This window comes from Streptomyces sp. L2 (assembly GCF_004124325.1).
Classification (GTDB): domain Bacteria; phylum Actinomycetota; class Actinomycetes; order Streptomycetales; family Streptomycetaceae; genus Streptomyces.
On record NZ_QBDT01000001.1, the window covers coordinates 2644287 to 2662790 of the forward strand.

Sequence of the window (18504 nt, forward strand, 5' to 3'; positions counted from 1 at the left end):
GGCCGCCTCTCACTTGTCCGTCGCGAGTTCGTAGGTGCGGTCCTTGTCCGGGACGCTGGTCTCGCTGCCGGGGGCGACGAGCGCGAGCCGGACCCGCTGGGCGAAGGACTCGGCGTAGGTGATGCGCTGGGCGTCCAGGGTGGACAGCGCGAAGGTGATGGGGACGGCCTCGGTGGGCTGCTGGTCCTTGGCGTGGTCGGGGTCCAGTGCGGTGATCTGGCCGACGTCGAGGACCCGGGCGTCGGTGACGATGATCTTCGACTGGTCGGGGTCGGTCTGCTTCTTGCCCTGGAAGGTGGCGTAGACGTTGACGCGGGAGCCGGGGGTGATCTTGCCGGCGACCCCGGTGGCCGCGTCGATCATGATGGCGACCTCCTGCTGTCCGGGTTGCAGCGCGGGCTGGTCGACGATCATGTCGGTCTGGAGCAGGGAGCCCTTGCGCAGGGTGGTCACGGCGATCTTGCCGTGGATCTGCCCGAGGTCGGTGACGGCGTTGTCCGACAGCCAGCGTTTGGGCATGCGGATCTTCTCGAACTGGCCGGCGTCCAGCGCGGTGTACGGCTTGACCTGGGACTTGACCCGGTAGGCGGTGACCTCGGGGCCGACCTTGGACTGCACGTCGTCGATGACGGCGAGCACGCCGGCGAACGCGCCGAGAGCGCACAGGACCGAGAGGATCAGGAGTATCACGCCGCGGCGCTGACGGGAGTTCATGAACCGTGCAACCTCATTGGGGGAATCGGTCGAGCGGGAAGTGGCGGGGGCGTCGGGCGGGTCAGGCGGGGGCGCGCTGCTCCAGTGCGCGGGGCGCGGGGGGTTCGTACACGGGCGGGGTGGCGGAGCAGAAGACGCAGCGGTCGCCGATGACGTCGATGCCGCACCAGTGGCAGACGGACTGGCGGACGGACGCGACGAGTTGGTACAGGACGGAGAGGTCGCCGAGGTAGCTGCAGAACTCGACGATCCGGCCGGTCCCCCACCACCGCTCGGACTCGGCGGGCAGCGGGGTCTCGCGCAGGCCGTGCACGTTCCACTCCTCGGCCAGTCCGGCGAGCCACTCGGTCTGGAGCTGTCCCTTGGCGGTGAGCATCCAGGTGCTGAACTCGGGTCCCTTGAGGGTGGCCCCGTCGGCGACCTTGACGAGGTGCGGCTCCGGGTGGGCGAGGACGGCGAACTGGCTGCCGGGGACCCAGGACTTGGCGTGCGCCTTCAGGCCGACGGGCACCCGGTCCAGCCGGGCGACGGAGCCGAGGACGGCGCCGGCGTGGAGGTAGTGGGTGAGCAGCCGGCCGGCGGAGGCGAGCACGCCGGGGCCGATGTCGCAGGAGGCGAGCTGGCGCAGCTGGCGGGCGAGGACGGCGACGGCGAGCGGCGGCAGCTCGGGCCGGAACAGGGCGATGCGGTCGCTCTCCAGCAGGGCGCGCAGGGTGTACAGCCGTCGTACGACCGGCTCCGGGGTCGCCTGCGAGCAGAGGACGACGACATGGCCGTAGCTCTCGACGAGCCCGTGGAGTTCGGCGAGTGCGTGGTCCAGGGGCCGCTGGTCGAGGCCGCTCAGCACGACGGCGGGCACGGTCCGCTCGTCCTGGGCCGGCAGTGCCAGGTCGGCACTGGTCACGGCGATGGCAGTTGGCACGCGCAGCTCCCCGCTACTTCACACCCCTCGGCCCGTCGGCGCTCACGCGGCCGGGCCTGGACGACTTCACTGCGTGACTACCTGAGCACTGTATCCACGCCCCGATGACCGGAGAACAGCGTTTGTGTAGCTCGCGTGGAACTCTCTAGGGGCAAGTCCCGCCAAAACCGGACAGGTTGAGCGTCGGACCGGAGATGGTTTTGGTCTGGACCTCTTGACAGCGAGATTGGTCTGGACCAACTTGGTGGCAGCGCACGGCACCTCTCCCCGCCAGTTCCCCGCGTACTTCCCCGCCCACTTCCCCACCGGAGGCCCCAGTGGACCGCGTGTCAGGCATGCCCGGACTGCCCAGACCACCCCGCAGACGACGGATCGGCATGTGGTCGGCGGCCACCGCGCTGGCCCTCTCGGTGGCCGGTCTCGCCGCGACCCCCGCCGCGGCGGCGGACGTCAACAACGCCACGAACGCCGGCTTCGAGTCGGGCCTGGCCGGCTGGACCTGCTCGGCGGGCAGCGGTACGGCCGTCTCCTCCCCGGTGCATTCCGGCAGCTCGGCCCTCAAGGCGACCCCGGCCGGCCAGGACGACGCCCAGTGCAGCCAGACGGTCGCGGTCAAGCCCAACTCGACGTACACGCTGAGCGCGTGGGTCCAGGGCGCCTACACCTACCTGGGCGTGACGGGCACGGGCACCACGGACGTCTCGACGTGGACGCCGGACGCCTCCGCCTGGAAGCAGCTCTCCACGAGCTTCACCACCGGCTCCTCGACCACCTCGGTCACGGTCTACACCCACGGCTGGTACGGCCAGCCCGCGTACTACGCGGACGACGTCTCGGTCTACGGCCCCGACGGCGGCGGAGGCGGCGACCCGGCCCCCACGGTCCCGGCCGCGCCCTCCGGCCTGAAGGCCACCGGCACCACGTCCTCCTCGGTCTCCCTCGCCTGGAACACCGTCTCCGGCGCGACCGGCTACAACGTCTACCGGGACGGGAGCAAGGTCACGGCGGTGTCCGGCACGTCGGCCACGGTCACCGGCCTGACGGCCTCCACGTCGTACTCCTTCCAGGTCACGGCGACCAACGCGGCCGGTGAGTCGGCGAAGTCGGCGGCGGTCTCGGCGACGACGTCCCCGACCGGCGGCGGAGGCGGCGACGGCGGTGGCGGCACCCTGCCCAAGCACGCCGTGACCGGCTACTGGCAGAACTTCAACAACGGCGCCACCGTCCAGAAGCTGTCCGACGTCCAGTCGGCGTACGACATCATCGCCGTGGCCTTCGCCGACGCGACGACGACCCCGGGCGCGGTGTCCTTCACCCTCGACTCCAAGGGCCTGAACGGCTACACCGTCGACCAGTTCAAGGCGGACATCCAGGCCAAGCACGCGGCCGGCAAGAAGGTGGTCATCTCCATCGGCGGCCAGAACGGCACGGTGTCCATCAGCGACTCCACGTCGGCGGCGAACTTCGCCAACTCCGTCTACTCCCTGATGCAGACGTACGGGTTCGACGGCGTCGACATCGACCTGGAGAACGGCATCAACCCGACCTACATGACGCAGGCGCTGCGCTCCCTGTCGGCGAAGGCGGGCCCGAACCTGGTCATCACCATGGCCCCGCAGACGATCGACATGCAGTCCACGTCGGCCGGCTACTTCCAGACCGCCCTGAACATCAAGGACATCCTGACCGTCGTCAACACCCAGTACTACAACAGCGGTTCCATGCTGGGCTGCGACGGCAAGGTCTACAGCCAGGGCACGGTCGACTTCCTCACCGCCCTCGCCTGCATCCAGCTCCAGGGTGGCCTCTCCCCCTCCCAGGTGGGCCTCGGCCTCCCGGCCTCCACCAGCGGCGCCGGCAGCGGCTACGTCTCCCCGACCGTGGTGAACAACGCCCTGGACTGCCTGAGCAAGGGCACGAACTGCGGCACCTTCAAGCCCTCCAAGACCTACCCGGACCTGCGCGGCGCGATGACCTGGTCGACCAACTGGGATGCGACGGCGGGCAACGCGTGGTCCAACTCGGTGGGCCCGCACGTCCACGCGATGCCGTAGCGGCAGCGCTCCACTCGACTCCTGCCGGCATGGCGACGCCCGGGCCCCTCCCTTTCGGGGCCCGGGCGTCGCCGTCCGTCATGCCCGTGGGACCAGGTTGTGTTCCGGGCCGAGGTGGTCGGCGTGGGTGTCGGGGTACATCGTGGTCTCGCCGTCCGACCAGCGGATGACGAGGTCGTCGGTGCGGCGGTTCGACGTGAAGTCGCCGGTGGTCATCACCGTGTCATGGGTCCAGAGCTTGTTGGGGTTCAGGATGCGCTGTTCCGTGCCGAGGCCCGAGGTGGTGGTGCCCACGTAGTTGTCGAGCTCGCCGTCGGTCCAGCGCACCATGAGGTCCCACTTCTGGCGGCCGGAGTACTCGCCGGCGGTGAGGAGGGTGACGTTCTTCCAGGTGCCGTTGGGCTTCTCCAACTGGTGCTCCTGGCCGAACGTACCGGCGCCGACCCCGGTGTAGAGAGTGACCTCACCGTCGGCCCAGCGGACCATCAGGTCGGTGACGTACTTGGCGGCGGCGAAACGTCCGGCCGCGATCTGGGTCGCGTTCGTCCAGGTCTTGTTGGGCTTGATCATCTGTGTGCCGGCCCAGTCGAGGCCCCGGGTGCCGACGTCCCCGTACAGGGTCACCTCTCCGTCGGCCCAGCGGACCATCAGGTCGAACCCGTTCGAGCCGGCGAAGTCACCCGCGGTGATGGTCCTGGCGTTCTTCCAGGTGGAGTTCGCGGCCAGCAGTCGCCGCTCGCTGTCGAAGCCGCCGTTGCCGTCGCTGTCGTAGAGCGTGACCTCGCCGTCCGACCACACCACGATCATGTCGCTACGGCCCTTGCCGTTGAAGTCGCCCGACGCCATCAGGGTGGCGTGCTGCCAGGTCCGGCCGCCGCCCATCGAGTACGGAAGCGGTGGTTCCACGTAGGGGTCGGGGCGCTTGACCGCCCGGTTGTTCTTCGCGTCGTCGTACAGCCGGAAGAACTGGTCGCCGTGGACCGGACTGTAGGTGAGCCAGTCGACGTTGGCGTCGTTGCCGCCACCGTTGTAGCCGCCCACGTTGCCGATGATGTCGCCGGTGCCCTTGGCCCAGTCGACCTTCGAGAACCAGGGGCCGCCGGAGGTGCCGCCGTACATGCCGTGGCAGACGGCCTGGATCTGGTAGAGGTGGGGCAGCGCCCAGGTCTGGGTGGGGCAGCGGACGGCCCGGTCCGCGGAGTCGTGTGCCTTCTTGGGGTAGCCGACCATCGTCACGTCGTTGTTGAACGAGGGCGTGCGCACAAGCCGGTTGGCACCGCCCACCGCGTTCTGCACCTTCGCGCCTTTGGCCGAGTCGGCGAGTGCCGCGAAGGAGAAGTCCAGATCGGAGGTCCGGTCCTTCGTGTTCGGGCGGTCGTACCGGGGGTCGGTGAACCACTTGTCGACGCGGAAGAACCCGTAGTGCTGCGCGGCCAGCGTCTTGGAGTTGTCGTAGTTCGGGACGAACACGGAATGATGCCCGCCACCGCAGTGGGCCGCGGTGAGGATCAGGTTGCGGCCCGGGCTGTCCACGACGCTGGCGGAGCAGGAGTGCGCGCGCAACTGCCCGGTGGTCGGCTCCTGCTGGTACGAGAAGAGCACGCCGACGGACTTGATGCCCAGGAAGTGCTCCGCGGTGATGCCGGCGGCGGGGCCGCTGCCCCGGAGCGCGGACTTCGGGGGCGGCGTGTCCTGGCCCTGGGGCACCGACGGGCGTGCGGGGTCGGTCGCGGAGGCCATGCGGGCGGGCGTCCAGAACCGGATCGCGTCCGCGTCGGTCCAGCCGCCGTCGGGGGTACCGGACGGGTCGGAGTGCACGTGGGAGCGCGCGCCGGGGCCGGCGTCCGCGTCCGCGCGCACGACGCCGGCCCCGGCCGTCAGGCACAGGGTGACGCTCGCGGCCACGACCGCCGCACGGCGTATTCGATGATGCAGGCTGAGCAAGGTGATCCCTCGGAATCAGGAATGAGCGGCACCCGGCGGCCAGGACCGGCCGGAGGGCGCACGGGGGATGCTGGTCAGGACATCTCAGGATGAGACGGCGGTCTTCCGCCGCCGGCGCCACACGACGAAGCCCACGCCGGCGACCACTACCGCCGCCGCGGTGGCGCCGCCGGCCACCGGCCAGGGTCCGGCGTCGCCGTGGGCGGCGGCCTCCCCCGCCACGATGACCTTCTGGACGATGGGCCGGCGGCGCCCGGAGCGGCCTGCCACGGTCATGTCGTACTCGCCCGGCGGAACGTCGTCCCGTACCTGGGCGCGCCCCTGGTAGACGGTGGCGCCGTCGTCGCCGAGGCAGCGGTCCAGGCCGACGCCGCCCTCCTTGAGGTGTACGTCGTGCCGGAACGCCCGTGAGGTGACGGTCGGTTCGCCGGTGCCCGGGTCCGTCGGCTCCAGGCTCAGCACGACATAGGCGTCGCGACCGGGCCGTACGAAGGTGGGGGTGCTGTCGCACGCCGGTGCGTCGGTCGGGTAGACGACGAAGCGGCGTTGCGGCGCCGGGTGCCGCGCGGTCACGGTGAGCCGAGTAGTGGCGATGACATGGCCGTCGGCCTTCGCGGTAACCGGATAGGTTCCCGGGGCGATGTCGTCGCGGGTGCCCACCGCGGGCATCGAGTCCTTCTCGACGAAGAAGCCCGGTACGCCCTTCGCCGGGACGAGCCGGACCGGCGCGTCGAGTGCCGGCGAACTCACGACCAGCTTGTCCGTCCCGGCCCGCACGTTCCACGCGTTGAACTCGATCTCCCCGCCGACGGTGATCTCCTGAAGCGGACCGAAGTACGTCAGCCTGGGCGCGTCGCCCTTCGGGACTGCCGCCACTGGTGCGCCGGCCAGTACCGCCGCCGCGCACACGGCTATGGCACCGGCCCGGGCCGCCCGCCGGGCAGAGGTCTTCTTCACGTCTGTCCCTCCGTAGATCCGGCCCCACCCGTACTCCGACGCTGGTCAGGCGCCGCGGGAACGACCAATCAAGGTCACCTTATGCGCTGCCGAGACCCTGATTGCCGGCTAGGCGGCGCCGAGTTGTGCCCACACGAACTTCCCCCGCTTGCCGAACCTGGCCGAGGGCTGCCAGCCCCAGTGGTCCGCGCACGCCTTGACCAGACCCAGACCCCGGCCGTCCTCCAGCTCCGCCAGCTGCGCGAGGGGCTTGGGTGGCTCGGGAGGTGCCGGGTCGGTGTCCCACGCGCCGATCCACACCGCACCCTCCTCCGTGCGGCGCACCCTGAGCGCGGCCGGCCCCTTCGTGTGCCGTACGGCGTTGGACACCAGCTCCGCCGCGAGGAGTTCGGCCGTGTCCACGAGCCCGATCAGGCCGTGCAGGGTCAGGATCAGACACAGGGTGCGGCGGGAGACGGTCACTGCTCTGAGGTCGTTGGGGATGTAGAGGGTGTAGTCCCAGGTCTCGGTTTCGGGCATGCGGGATCAACTCCGGTGGTGTGAGAGGGGAAAGAGGGCGCGCGGTGGCATTGCCGCAGCCGCCTTGGCAGGGCGGAGCGGTGCGCTTCCAGCGCGTGAGCGGTACGTCACCGACGGTAGGTCATAAATTTCATTCGGAGCAAGCTGGTCGCGTAATCTGACCCACGAACGAGTGGCCTCGACAAGGCCGTTGCGAAGGGAGGGGGTTCGTGCCAGCACGACGGCACCCCACAGCCCGGCAGGTACGCCTGGGCACCGAACTGCGGAGGCTGCGCGAAGCCGCCGGCCTCAAGGCGACCGAAGCCGCTGCGCTGCTCGGGGTGAACTCGGTCCAGATGAGCCAGATGGAGTCGGGGATCGCCGGGGTGAGCGAGCAACGGGTACGCCGTCTCGCTGCCAACTACACTTGCGCCGACGACGAGTTGATCGACGCTTTGGTGAGCATGGCGACCGACCGCGCACGGGGTTGGTGGGAGGAGTACCGCGGCATTCTCCCGGCCGCCTACCTGGACCTCGCCGAACTGGACCACCACGCCAGGTTCCGGCACGACGTGGCGGTCATCCACGTACCCGGGCTCTTCCAGACGGAGGACTACGCACGGGCCCTCTTCGCCTACATGAACCCGGAGTTCCCGCCCGACGAGGTGGCGCTGCGCGTGGAGCACCGGATGAGGCGGCGGGTCGTCATCGAAGGCGCCCAGCCCATCAGGTACGAAGCCGTGATCCACGAAGCGGCGCTGCGCATCAGGGTCGCCGGGCGCACCGCCTTCCGCGCCCAGCTGGCCCGCATCCTGGAACTGTCCGAGGCCGACCAGGTCACCCTGCGGGTCATCCCGTTCGCGCTCGACGACTTCGCGGGTGCGGGAGGCACGATGGTGCACGTGGGCGGACCGATTCCCGCCCTGGACACCGTCGTACGCGACGCTCCGCACGGCACGGCCTTCGTCGATTCAGCAGCTCAGCTGGACCACTTTCGAAAACTCTTCCGTAGGGTGAGGGAGGTGGCGCTGCCCCCTCAGCAGTCGCGAGACCTCATCCACCAGTTGGCCAAGGAGCTGTGAGGACCTGATGGACGCCCCGACCCTTTGGAAGAAGTCGTCCTTCTCCGGTGGAGGCGAGGGCAACGACTGCGTCGAGATCGCGGACCTCGACACCCACATACGCGTCCGAGACTCCAAAGCCCCGGCCAGGGCGACCCTCACCTTCCCGGCCGGAGCCTTCGCCTCCTTCGTGGACGCACTGAAGACGCGCCCGCTGCCGCGGTGAGCAGCGGGCCGCCGCGTCCTTGCCGCTACGCCTCCTCGAAGTACGCGTCCAGGACCGCGTCCAGTTGGTCGTCCCACTCCTTGAAGCGGGAGCGGGACGGGGCCTCGATCTCGATGGGGAACCAGCGGCGGTCCGGGGTGTGCACCGTGACGGTGTAGCGCTTGCCGAAGCGGGGGGACTCCGTCTCGACCGCGGCGATCTCGTCCCAGCGGAACTCGCAGTCCTCCTCGTCGAGACGGAGGCGGACACCCCGGCCGTCGGCCGTGATCCGGGCCCTGCGGTCGGCGGCCTCGAAGACGGGACCGTCGGCGGCGTCCCCGGAGGGGCCCTCGGTGGTCTCCTCGGATGCGTCCTCGGTGGCCTCCGGGGAGTCCTCCTTGGCTTTCGCCGGTTCGGGTGCGGGCTCCTGGCCGGGTTCCTCGGCAGGGGTCGGCTCCGCCTCGTCCTTCGGCTCCTGGGCCGTCAGCCCGGGGATGAAAGCCGGGTCGAATCCGGCGCCCTCGACGGGCGCGCCCTTCAGGGGCTCGTTGCTCGATCCTATGCGCTGGTCCACGGCGGCAGTATGGACGACTTTGCTGTGCCGGAACCAGTCACCCCGGCCATCCCACGTTTCACTGACGTCACATTCACACGAAGACACTCACCACGGCCGCCACCGCGAAGCCCGCGACGGACAGCACGGATTCCAGGACCGTCCAGGTCTTCAGCGTGTCGCGTTCGCTGATGCCGAAGTACTTGGCCACCATCCAGAAGCCGCCGTCGTTGACGTGCGACGCGAAGATCGAGCCCGCCGAGACGGCCATGATGACGAGGGCGGCGTACGCCTGGGAGTGGTGTCCCTCGGAGAGCAGGGGCGCCACGATGCCGGCCGTCGTCACGATGGCCACCGTCGCCGAGCCCTGGGCCACCCGGAGGACCAGGGAGATCAGGTACGACAGCACGAGCACCGGCAGGCCCACGCCGTGGAAGGTGTCGGAGAGCGCCTGCGCGACCCCGCTCGCCTTCAGGACGGCGCCGAAGACCCCGCCCGCGCCGACCACCAGCAGGATATTGCCCACCGGCTTCAGCGACGCCGTCGACACCGTCTCCAGCGACTTGCGGGACCAGCCGCGCCGGATGCCGAGCAGGTAGTAGGCGAGGAGGAGGGCGAGGGTGAGGGCCACGAAGGGGTGGCCGGCGAACTCCAGTACCGAGCGGGTGGTGGAGGGGGCGAGCGCGACCGAGGAGAAGGTGGCGGCCAGGATCAGGACGAGCGGCGTACCGATGATGCCCAGGACCACGGAGAGCGGCACCGGCCGTTCCTGCCGTTCCCCGGGCCCCGCCTCCCCGGACTCCCCCGGCTCCCCCGCCGTACCGCGCTGCTCCGCCCGTACCGCCCGCTTGGCCTCCGCCGCCGCCTCGACCATGTCCTGCGGTACGTCGACGTGGATCCGCTTGCCGATCCAGGCGGCATAGGCCCAGGCGGCGAGCACGGCGGGGAGGCCGCAGACGACGCCCATGAGGACGATCCAGCCGAGCTGGACGTGCAGCAGGCCCGCGGCGGCGACCGGGCCGGGGTGCGGGGGCAGGAAGGCGTGGGTCATGGAGAGGCCGGCGAGGAGCGGAAGGCAGTACAGCAGGATGGACCTGCCCGAGCGCTTCGCCGCCGCGTAGACGATCGGGGCCAGCACGAAGATGCCGACGTCGAAGAAGACCGGTATGCCGAAGATCAGTCCCGTCAGGCCCATGGCGAGGGGGGCGCGCCGCTCCCCGAACAGGCCGAGCAGCCGGGAGGCCAATACCTCGGCGCCGCCGCTGACTTCGAGGATCGCGCCGAGCATCGTGCCGAGGCCGATGATGATGGCGACGTGGCCGAGGATGCCGCCCATGCCGGACTCGATGGTGGACACGGCGTCCGAGCGCTGCACGGTGCCGAAGAGTTCGGTGACCGACAGTCCCGCCAGCAGGCCGACGGTGATGGAGACGGCGAGCAGCGCCACGAACGGCTGGAGCCGGACCTTGATGATCAGGTAGAGCAGCAGGGCTATGCCGAGGGCGGCGACCGTGAGGAGGCCGGGAGTGCCGTCCACGAGGAGGAGCAGGCCGCCGGTGTGGGGCGGTGCCGGAGGTGCGGGGGCCGCGGCGAGCGGAAGCGGAAGGGGCATCGGGGGTCCTCTGGGTAAGTGCATCGTGCTTTCGGGCAGGGAGGATCGCGGCACGGCGCCCCGGAGGGTGCCGTGCCGTGTGCGATGTGCGGAGGTGCTGGTACCGGTGCTGGTGTTACGGGAGGGGACGCGTGGGATCAGCCGAGTACGGCGAGGGCGTCGATCTCGATGAGCAAGCCGGCCGGGAGACCGACGTAGACGGTGGTGCGGGCGGCGGGCGGCTGGGTGAGGCCCTGCTCCTCGAAGTACCGGTTGTAGATGTCGTTCATCTCGGCGAAGTGGTCGACGTCCGTCAGATAGACGCGGATCATCATCACGTCGTCCCAGGTCGCGCCGCCCTCTTCGAGGATCGCGCGGACGTTGGCGAGGGTCTGCGGGGTCTGCTCGCGCAGGGTGGGACCGGCGGGGGTGGGCGGCCTGCCCTCCTCGGCGGGCAGGAAGCCGACCTGGCCGGCGACCTGGAGGAGGTTGCCCTTCCGGACGCCGTGGGAGAACTTCGCGGGCGGGGTGGTGTGGGTGCTGGGGGTCAGGGCGACCTTGACCGTCCTGGCCGGCTCGGGCGTCGCGTCCGTCATTCGGGGTTCCTTACTGGTGTTCTGCCGGAGTACTCGCCGCTGATCTCGTCCGCCGTGCGGCGGACCTGCGGGAGGAGGGTGAGGAGTTCCTCGGCGGTGACGACGACGTTCGGCGCGGACACCGACATCGCGGCGACCACCCGGCCGTCGGCGCCGCGCACGGGGGCGGCGACGCAGTTGATGGACTCCTCGTGGCCGCCGAGGTCGGTGGCCCAGCCCTGTTCGCTGACCTGCGCCAGTTCCCTGAGGAAGGCGGCGGCGTTCGGTGTCGAACGGGGCGTGTACGTGGGGTAGTCGAGCTTCTCGGCCACCGCGCGGCGCTCGGGTTCGGGGAGGTCGGCGAGGAGGAGTTTCGCCACGGCGGCCACGGTGATCGCGACCGGTTTGCCGATCCTGGAGTACATGCGGACCGGGTAGCGGCTCTCCACCTTGTCGATGTAGAGGACCTCGCCCTCCTCGTACACGGCGAGGTGGACGGTGTGTCCGCACCGATCGTTGAGGCGGGCGAGGTGGGGGTGGGCGATCTCGCGGACGTCGAGGTTCTCCATCGCCTCCTGGGCGAGGGCGAAGAGGCGGGCGCCGAGGCGGTAGCGCTGGTCGGACTGGCGGTAGACCAGGCCGTGTTCGTGGAGGGTGCGCAGGAGGCGCAGGGCCGTGGACTTGTGGACGCCGAGGCGGTCGGCGACCTGGCCGAGGTCCGCGGGGCCCTCGGCGAGCAGGGGCAGGATGCTCAGGGCGCGGTCGACGGTCTGGCTCATGGTGTGCGTGCCTCCTCCGGAGCGGCCGGCCGGGGTGTCGGGGGGTCGGCTTGGGTCCAGCCGGGGCCGAGTCGCAGTCTCTCCCATGCGGGGGTGTCGAGGGCGGTGAGGCGGTCGGCGTGGGCGCGGGCGGGGGGTGCGGCGAGGTCGCCGGGGGTGGTGAGGGCGGCTGCGGCGTAGAGGTGGCCGAGGCGGAGGCGGGTGGGGAGGGGGAGGCCGCGGAGGGTTCCGGAGAGGACGCCGGCGGCGAAGGCGTCGCCCGCGCCGGGTGCTGCTACGACGGTGACCTCGGGCGCGCTGACAAAGGTGGCCGGCTGTGCTGCGGGCCGGGGGTGGGTCGCGCCACCCGGCGCGGTGGACTCCGTCGGGGTCGGCCGGGGGTGGGTCGCGCCACCCGGCGCGGTGGACTCCGTCAGGGTCGGCCGGGGGTGGGTCGCGCCACTCGGCGCGGTGGACTCCGTCAGGGTCGGCCGGGGGTGGGTCGCGCCACTCAGCGCGGTGGACTCCGTCAGGGTCGGCCGGGAGTCGGTCGCGCCACTCGGCGCCGGCGAGGTGCCGTCCGCGCCCACCCGTGCCGCCTGGGGGTCCCCCCAGGCGATCAAGGCACTGGGGGAGGCACGACTGCCCGCGGATCGACGACGTGGCGGGGCGCCGTGCGCGTCCGCGCGGGGCGACGCGGGCGAGGCAGCGAGCGCGTCCGCGCGGGGGGACGCGGGCGAGGTAGCGAGCGCGTCAGGGTGGGGGGACGCGGGCGAGGCAGCGAGCGCGTCCGCGCTGGGCGACGCGGGCGAGGCAGCGAGCGCGTCAGCGCTGGGCGACGCGGGCGAGGCAGCGAGCGCGTCAGCGCTGGGCGACGCGGGCGAGGCAGCGGGCGCGTCAGGGTGGGGGGACGCGGGTGCGGGGAGGGGGGCCGGGGGGTCGGTGATGTAGGCCGTGGCGCCCCTTGCTCCCTGTTTCACCACCAGGAGGAGTGGTTCGGGAAGGAGGGAGCGGATTTCGGCGGGGCCGCCGCCTACGCCCCAGGCCTGCTCTGCCTCGTCCTCGCCGATGAAGACGATGTCGGCGCGGCGGGCCAGGGTGAGGAGGAGGGCGGTGTCGGAGGGGGTGGGCCAGAGGGCCGGGCGGTAGTTGATGTCGAAGGAGATCAGGGGGCGGCCGGGGGCCGGGGAGGTCAGGTCCGTCAGCAGGGCCCGGCATTCGGGCGACAGCGCTGCCGTGATGCCGGTCAGGTGGAGGATCCGGGCCGCGCGGACCGCACGGAGGTCCACCGTGGCCGGGGACATCGCCGAGGCCGCCGAGCCCGCGCGGTAGTACGCGACCTCGTGGGTGCCGTCCGCCCGGTCGCCGGCGGTGCGGAAGTAGACGCCGGTCGGGCGGGCCGGGTCCCGGACGACGTGGCCGGTGTCGACGCCGTAGGAGCCGATCTCCGCCACCAGGTGGTCGCCGAAGCCGTCGGCTCCGACCCTGCTGACCCACCGGGCGGTGTGCCCCGCGGACGCCAGCACGCAGGCCACGTTGGACTCGGCGCCGCCGATGGCGCGGTCGAAGGAGGGCACGTCGGCGAGGCGGCCGGGCCGGGTGGGGAGGAACGTGACCATGGACTCGCCGAGGGCCACGACATCCACCACCTCGGGGGCGGAAGCAGCGCCGTAAGGAGCGTTGACGATGATGACTCCTTTCGGCACGGTGCCGTTGACCGGGACGTTGACCGGGTGTCGGCGAGATGCTAGACACCACAGAGCAGGCCATGCAACGCATGTTGCACATGCTGCAACGAAGACATCGGAGAGGGGTTCCATGCGCTCCACGCACACCACCGCGGTCGCGCTCGCCCGGCTGGCCGGGGAACGGGTCGGCCACCGCTTCAAGGGCCTCCCGCCGGACGCCGCCGGACTGACCGTCGGCGAGCTGGCGGCCCAGCGCCGCAATCTCTTCGACCCGGCGAGCGGCTTCACGACCCCCGTCCTCGCGCTGTCCGCCGAGCGGCTGGAGCACAACCTCGCGCTCATGGAGTCGTACGCGACCCGGCACGGCCTGACCTTCGCGCCGCACGGCAAGACCTCCATGGCCCCCCGGCTGTTCCACCGGCAGATCGAGCACGGGGCGTGGGGCATCACCCTCGCGGTGCCCCACCAGGTGCGGGTGGCACGGGAGTTCGGCATCCAGCGGGTCTTCCTGGGCAACGAGCTCGTGGACGCGGCCGCGCTGCGCTGGATCGCCGGCGAGCTGGCCGCCGACCCGGAGTTCCGCTTCGTCTGCTACGTCGACTCCGTGCGCGGCGTGGAACTGATGGACGCGGCCCTGCACGGCGCGGCCCGGCCGGTGGACGTCGTCGTGGAGCTGGGCGCGGGCGAGGGCGCGCGGACCGGGGTGCGGACGGAGGCGGAGGCCGCGGCCGTCGCGGACGCGGTGGCGGGCGTGGAGACGCTGCGGCTGGTGGGCGTGGCGGGGTACGAGGCCCAGGTGCCCGGCGCCGGTCCGGAGTCGGTGCGGGGCTGGCTGGAGCGGCTGGTGGCGCTCGCCGTCGAGTTCGACAAGGCCGGCCGGTTCGCGGGCGCCGGCGAGATCGTGGTGAGCGCCGGCGGCAGCGAGTGGTTCGACGTCGTCGCCGACGTGTTCGCCGGCATTCCCGCCATGTCCCTCCCGGTGCTGAAGCTGCTGCGCTCGGGGGCGTACGTCTCGCACGACGACCTGCACTACCGCCGGCTGACCCCGTTCAACCGGGTACCCGAGGAGGGCGCGCTGGAGCCGGCGTTCCGCCTGTGGGCGCAGGTCGTCTCGCGGCCCTCCCCCAGCCAGGCCTTCGTCAACGCGGGCAAGCGCGACGCGGCCTACGACCTCGGCGACCCGGTCGCCCAGGTGGTGCGCCGGGACGGCACCGAGCGGCCGGCGACCGGCATCGAGGTGACCGCCTTCTCCGACCAGCACCTCTGGCTGGGCACCGCCCCCGAGGCGGACGTCGAGGTCGGGGACTGGGTCGGCTTCGGTCTGTCCCACCCGTGCACGATCTTCGACAAGTGGCAGCTGATCCCGCTGGCCGAGGCGGACGGCACGGTGGTGGACTACATCCGTACGTTCTTCTAGGGCGCGCCGGGAGGCACCATGGAGGAGTTGGTCATCCGGGACGCGGACGTCGTCGACGGCAGCGGCGGGTACTCCTACCGAGCCGACGTGGTCGTCGACCGCGGCCGGATCGTCTCCATCGTCAAGGAGGCGGCGGCGGCCGGCTGTCTGCGGCCCAAGGCGATGCGGGAACTGGACGCCGAGGGGCTGGTGCTGGCGCCGGGCTTCATCGACATGCACGCCCACTCCGACCTCGCCCTGCTGCGCGACCCCGACCACAGCGCGAAGCTGGCGCAGGGCGTCACGCTGGAGGTGCTCGGCCAGGACGGGCTGTCGTACGCCCCGGTCGACGACCGCACGCGGGAGGAGGTCCGCCGGGCGATCACCGGCTGGAACGGGTACGGCGACGACCTGGACCTGGACTGGCGGAGCGTCGGCGAGTACCTGGACCGGCTGGACCACGGCTTCGACGGCCGCGGGATCGCCGTCAACGCCGCCTATCTGGTCCCGCAGGGCACGGTCCGCGCGCTCGCGGTCGGCTGGGAGGACCGGCCGGCGACGGCGCGGGAGCTGGACCGGATGCGGCAGCTGGTGGCGGAGGGGCTGGAGCAGGGCGCGGTCGGGCTGTCGTCCGGGCTGACGTACACGCCGGGCATGTACGCCGACGACGCCGAACTCACCGAGCTGTGCCGGGTGGTGGCCGGCTACGGCGGCTACTACTGCCCGCACCACCGCTCCTACGGCGCCGGCGCCCTGGAGGCCTACGCCGAGATGGTGGAGCTGACCCGGAAGGCGGGCTGTCCGCTGCACCTGGCCCACGCGACGATGAACTTCCGGGTGAACGAGGGCCGGGCGGCGGATCTGCTGGCCCTGCTGGACGAGGCCCTGGACACGGGCGCCGACATCACGCTGGACACCTACCCCTACACCCCCGGCTGCACCACCCTCGCCGCGCTGCTCCCGAGCTGGGCGAGCGAGGGCGGCCCGGAGCGGGTGCTGGCCCGGCTCACCGACCCGGCGACCGCCGAGCGGATCCGGCACGACCTGGAGGAGACCGGCTCCGACGGCTGCCACGGCGTGCCCGTGGAGTGGGAGACGGTCGAGATCTCCGGCGTGAGCGACCCGGCCCTGGCCGACGTCGTGGGCCGTACGGTCCAGGAGGCCGCCCGGTCGCGTGGCGAGGCGCCCTGGGCGACCGCCCGCAGACTGCTCGTCGAGGACCGGCTCGGCACGACGGTCCTCCAGCACGTCGGCCACGAGGACAACGTCCGCGCGATCATGCGGCACCGCGCCCACACCGGCGGCTCCGACGGCATCCTCCAGGGCGACAAGCCGCACCCGCGGGCGTACGGCACGTTCCCGCGCTATCTCGGCCACTACGTCCGCGAGTCGGGCGTCCTGACGCTGGAGGAGTGCGTCGCCCACCTGACCGGGCGCCCCGCGGCCCGGCTGAGGCTGCCGGACCGCGGGCTGGTGCGCGAGGGACACCGGGCGGACCTGGTCCTGTTCGACCCGGACACGGTCGCGCCCGGTGCCACCTTCGCCGCTCCCCGTACGCTGCCGACGGGGATCCCGTACGTCATGGTCGACGGCAGGTTCGCCGTCGAGGACGGGCGGCGCACGGACGTCCTCGCCGGACGGGCGGTCCGCCGCACTCCTGTGTGACCGCCCGCCCCGCGCGGGGGCGCCGCTCCGTTACGGCCGGGGCAGGACGCAGCCGGAGGCGTTCAGGTCCAGCTTGTTGCCCGTGGTGAAGCAGGCCGGGATCTCGTACGTCTCCTGGGCGTAGTTGATGCCCTGGTGGATGGTGACGTTGCCGTTCTCGTCGACCTCGCACGGGTTGTCCACCGTGCAGCGCTCGCCGTCCTCGTTGCCGGTGTTGTTGACGGCGACCACGTTGCCGGTGGCCGTGTCGACCACCGGGGAGCCGGAGGTGCCGCCGATGGTGTCGCAGGCGGACGTGTAGCGGACCGAGTCCTTGAAGGTCCAGTCGCCCTCCCGCAGTTCGTACACGAACTGGTCGATGTTGCAGCTGTACGTGCGCTTCCAGTAGCCCGAGATGACCTTGATGGCGGTGCCGGCGGCCGGGTGGGTGTCGGCGACCGTCAGCGGGCTGATGCCGTACGTGCTCTTGATCTGCGCGTAGGTGCGGGTGAGGCGGTAGATCGTGACGTCCGTGTCGGTCATGGTCGAGTAGACGACCTGGTTGGCGCGGAGCGTGCCGAGCCGGGAGCCCGAGGAACTGAGCAGGGTGAAGCTGCGGCTGGAGCGCTGGCCGGTGATGACCTCGCCGGGGCCGGGCATGCCCGTCTCCAGGCAGTGGCCGTTGGTCATCACGAGCGCCGGGTCGCTGTCCGCGGAACGGGGGAAGCGGATGACGGATCCGGAGCAGTTGCTGAGCGCGACGGTGCCGGCGAAGCCGAGCGCCTTGACGTGCGGGGCCGTGGTGTGCGGCGCCGCGGCGGCCGGGGTGACGCCGGCCTGGGTGACGCCGGCCTGAGTCGTGCCGGACGGTGCCGCGACCGCCGGAGCCGCGCCGAACCCGGCGATCGCCAGGGCCGAGAGCGCGGCCACGAGAGGCTTGTTCATGTGGGGGTCCCCTCTGCAGACTGAGCGGCCGGAGATCTTCCGGCCGCCGTCTTGTCATGAGCATTCTCATGAGAGGGAGGTCCCTGGGCAAGGAGGCGGCACCGTGGGGTTTGCCGGACCGCGTCGGCACAGTCGGGTCAACCGGCCTGCTTCCAGGCCGCGTTGACGGAGGGCTACCAGGGCTTCTTCGTCGCTCCCCGGCCGTGCCCCCGGCCGCCGGGGCGCCAGGACGAGGACACGCCCGGCTGGGCCGTCGAGTCCGTGGGCACGGGCGCGGTCGAGGACGCGGCGGCCGTGGGCGTGACCGCCCCGGCGGGAGCGGTGGACCGCCCGGGGGCGGGGCCGGACGCCGAGGCGGTGGCCGTGGCCGCGCCCGTGGCCGACGGGACGGTGGCGGGCGGGGGCGTGGCGGCGGCTCCGTCGGCGGCGGCGGTCGCCGTGGCCGACGCGGTGGGGTCGCCGGGCCGGGTGGCCGTGCTGTCCCCGGAGGCGGGTCCGTCGCCGGTGCGGCCGCTGCCGGCCGGGGAGCCGGAGCCCGACAGGCCCGCGATCAGCGCGCCCGCGCACACCACGCCGCCGAGGACCCCGGCCACGAGCGCCACTCGCCGGCGTCCGCCCCGCTGCGGCTGCCGACGCCGGCCCCGGCCCCGGCTTCCGCCTCCGCCTCCGCTTCGACGGAGTTCGACACGGCCGGGACCGGCGGCGTCCGGGCCCGGCGCAGGCGCGGGTACCGCTACGGGTGCGGGTCCCGTCTCGGGCACCGCAGGAAGCTCGCGCGTGTCCCCCGGCTGCCCCGGGTACCCCGAGCCGCCCGACGGGTCGTACGCGTTCTGCCAGCCGTGGGCGGCGGCCGGGTCGGCGTACTCGTCGTAGGCCGGGGTGTCGGCCGCCTGCGGGTGGTACACGTTCGGCGGACCGCCGGGCTCACCGCCCGCCCCGTGCGCGCCGTACGCCCCCGCCCCGTACTCGCGTTCGGTGTACATGGCCGCGAATTCTAGG

The 18504-nt window shown here is 72.0% G+C and carries 16 protein-coding genes and 2 pseudogenes; 5 read left to right on the forward strand and 13 right to left on the reverse strand.

Annotated features, from left to right (window positions below):
* Positions 1 to 9: 9 nt before the first annotated feature.
* Entirely contained in the window at positions 10 to 714 is a 705-nt protein-coding gene (gene cpaB, locus DBP14_RS11200; protein WP_129307087.1) for a Flp pilus assembly protein CpaB, read from the reverse strand.
* Between the two features lie 61 nt (positions 715 to 775).
* Positions 776 to 1636, reverse strand: a complete 861-nt coding sequence (locus DBP14_RS11205) for a hypothetical protein (protein WP_164992303.1) — start codon at positions 1634 to 1636, stop codon at positions 776 to 778.
* Between the two features lie 377 nt (positions 1637 to 2013).
* Here DBP14_RS11205 and DBP14_RS11215 point away from each other — a divergent pair, with 377 nt between their 5' ends.
* Complete coding sequence (locus DBP14_RS11215) at positions 2014 to 3690, forward strand: glycoside hydrolase family 18 protein (RefSeq protein ID WP_241741215.1); 1677 nt, start codon at positions 2014 to 2016, stop codon at positions 3688 to 3690.
* A 78-nt stretch (positions 3691 to 3768) separates the two neighbouring features.
* Here the strand turns inward: DBP14_RS11215 and DBP14_RS11220 are convergent, their stop codons facing one another.
* The 3 genes from DBP14_RS11220 to DBP14_RS11230 all read right to left on the reverse strand — a co-directional run bounded on the left by DBP14_RS11220 (position 3769) and on the right by DBP14_RS11230 (position 7110).
* Entirely contained in the window at positions 3769 to 5634 is a 1866-nt protein-coding gene (locus DBP14_RS11220) for a trypsin-like serine protease (protein ID WP_241740869.1), read from the reverse strand.
* Between the two features lie 84 nt (positions 5635 to 5718).
* Positions 5719 to 6591 carry a hypothetical protein gene (locus tag DBP14_RS11225; protein WP_129307093.1) on the reverse strand — a complete coding sequence of 291 codons (873 nt, stop codon included), beginning with the start codon at positions 6589 to 6591 and terminating at the stop codon, positions 5719 to 5721.
* 108 nt (positions 6592 to 6699) lie between these two features.
* Positions 6700 to 7110, reverse strand: coding sequence for an ATP-binding protein (locus DBP14_RS11230; RefSeq protein ID WP_129307094.1), 411 nt, complete (start codon positions 7108 to 7110; stop codon positions 6700 to 6702).
* Positions 7111 to 7319: 209 nt separating this feature from the next.
* Here DBP14_RS11230 and DBP14_RS11235 point away from each other — a divergent pair, with 209 nt between their 5' ends.
* Positions 7320 to 8171, forward strand: a complete 852-nt coding sequence (locus DBP14_RS11235; RefSeq protein WP_129307095.1) for a helix-turn-helix transcriptional regulator — start codon at positions 7320 to 7322, stop codon at positions 8169 to 8171.
* A 7-nt stretch (positions 8172 to 8178) separates the two neighbouring features.
* Positions 8179 to 8376, forward strand: coding sequence for a DUF397 domain-containing protein (locus tag DBP14_RS11240; protein WP_129307096.1), 198 nt, complete (start codon positions 8179 to 8181; stop codon positions 8374 to 8376).
* A gap of 25 nt (positions 8377 to 8401) precedes the next feature.
* Here DBP14_RS11240 and DBP14_RS11245 read toward each other — a convergent pair whose 3' ends face one another.
* The 6 genes and pseudogenes from DBP14_RS11245 to DBP14_RS36790 form a co-directional block, all read right to left on the reverse strand.
* A complete protein-coding gene (locus DBP14_RS11245; RefSeq protein WP_129307097.1) occupies positions 8402 to 8929 on the reverse strand; it encodes a hypothetical protein in 528 nt (175 codons plus the stop codon).
* 73 nt (positions 8930 to 9002) lie between these two features.
* Positions 9003 to 10520, reverse strand: coding sequence for a gluconate:H+ symporter (locus DBP14_RS11250; RefSeq protein WP_129307098.1), 1518 nt, complete (start codon positions 10518 to 10520; stop codon positions 9003 to 9005).
* A 137-nt stretch (positions 10521 to 10657) separates the two neighbouring features.
* Positions 10658 to 11095: a RidA family protein gene (locus DBP14_RS11255; protein ID WP_129307099.1), complete on the reverse strand. Its 438-nt coding sequence runs from the start codon at positions 11093 to 11095 to the stop codon at positions 10658 to 10660.
* Positions 11092 to 11853 carry an IclR family transcriptional regulator gene (locus tag DBP14_RS11260; RefSeq protein WP_129307100.1) on the reverse strand — a complete coding sequence of 254 codons (762 nt, stop codon included), beginning with the start codon at positions 11851 to 11853 and terminating at the stop codon, positions 11092 to 11094. Before DBP14_RS11260 ends, DBP14_RS11255 begins: the two co-directional genes overlap by 4 nt.
* Positions 11850 to 12155, reverse strand: a pseudogene (locus DBP14_RS11265) (PfkB family carbohydrate kinase); the annotation flags it as partial. The gene DBP14_RS11260 and the pseudogene DBP14_RS11265, both read right to left, overlap by 4 nt.
* A 618-nt stretch (positions 12156 to 12773) precedes the next feature.
* Positions 12774 to 13478, reverse strand: a pseudogene (locus tag DBP14_RS36790) (sugar kinase); the annotation flags it as partial.
* 172 nt (positions 13479 to 13650) lie between these two features.
* Here DBP14_RS36790 and DBP14_RS11275 point away from each other — a divergent pair.
* Both DBP14_RS11275 and DBP14_RS11280 read left to right on the forward strand, forming a co-directional pair.
* Positions 13651 to 14937, forward strand: a complete 1287-nt coding sequence (locus tag DBP14_RS11275) for an alanine racemase (RefSeq protein ID WP_129307101.1) — start codon at positions 13651 to 13653, stop codon at positions 14935 to 14937.
* A gap of 18 nt (positions 14938 to 14955) precedes the next feature.
* Positions 14956 to 16581 (forward strand): D-aminoacylase, encoded by a 1626-nt coding sequence (locus DBP14_RS11280; protein ID WP_129307102.1) that lies wholly within the window; start codon positions 14956 to 14958, stop codon positions 16579 to 16581.
* A 30-nt stretch (positions 16582 to 16611) separates the two neighbouring features.
* Here DBP14_RS11280 and DBP14_RS11285 read toward each other — a convergent pair whose 3' ends face one another.
* Entirely contained in the window at positions 16612 to 17505 is an 894-nt protein-coding gene (locus DBP14_RS11285) for a serine protease (protein WP_129307103.1), read from the reverse strand.
* Positions 17506 to 17678: 173 nt separating this feature from the next.
* Positions 17679 to 18488 (reverse strand): hypothetical protein, encoded by an 810-nt coding sequence (locus tag DBP14_RS11290; RefSeq protein WP_241740870.1) that lies wholly within the window; start codon positions 18486 to 18488, stop codon positions 17679 to 17681.
* Positions 18489 to 18504: the final 16 nt, after the last annotated feature.

Coding starts and splice junctions, on each gene's coding strand:
- cpaB (WP_129307087.1), bottom strand. CDS start 714: ATGAACTCCCGTCAGCGCCGCGGCGTGATACTCCTGATCCTCTCGGTC.
- DBP14_RS11215 (WP_241741215.1), top strand. CDS start 2,014: ATGTGGTCGGCGGCCACCGCGCTGGCCCTCTCGGTGGCCGGTCTCGCC.
- DBP14_RS11230 (WP_129307094.1), bottom strand. CDS start 7,110: ATGCCCGAAACCGAGACCTGGGACTACACCCTCTACATCCCCAACGAC.
- DBP14_RS11240 (WP_129307096.1), top strand. CDS start 8,179: ATGGACGCCCCGACCCTTTGGAAGAAGTCGTCCTTCTCCGGTGGAGGC.
- DBP14_RS11250 (WP_129307098.1), bottom strand. CDS start 10,520: ATGCCCCTTCCGCTTCCGCTCGCCGCGGCCCCCGCACCTCCGGCACCG.
- DBP14_RS11255 (WP_129307099.1), bottom strand. CDS start 11,095: ATGACGGACGCGACGCCCGAGCCGGCCAGGACGGTCAAGGTCGCCCTG.
- DBP14_RS11260 (WP_129307100.1), bottom strand. CDS start 11,853: ATGAGCCAGACCGTCGACCGCGCCCTGAGCATCCTGCCCCTGCTCGCC.
- DBP14_RS11275 (WP_129307101.1), top strand. CDS start 13,651: ATGCGCTCCACGCACACCACCGCGGTCGCGCTCGCCCGGCTGGCCGGG.
- DBP14_RS11280 (WP_129307102.1), top strand. CDS start 14,956: ATGGAGGAGTTGGTCATCCGGGACGCGGACGTCGTCGACGGCAGCGGC.
- DBP14_RS11285 (WP_129307103.1), bottom strand. CDS start 17,505: ATGAACAAGCCTCTCGTGGCCGCGCTCTCGGCCCTGGCGATCGCCGGG.
- DBP14_RS11290 (WP_241740870.1), bottom strand. CDS start 18,488: ATGTACACCGAACGCGAGTACGGGGCGGGGGCGTACGGCGCGCACGGG.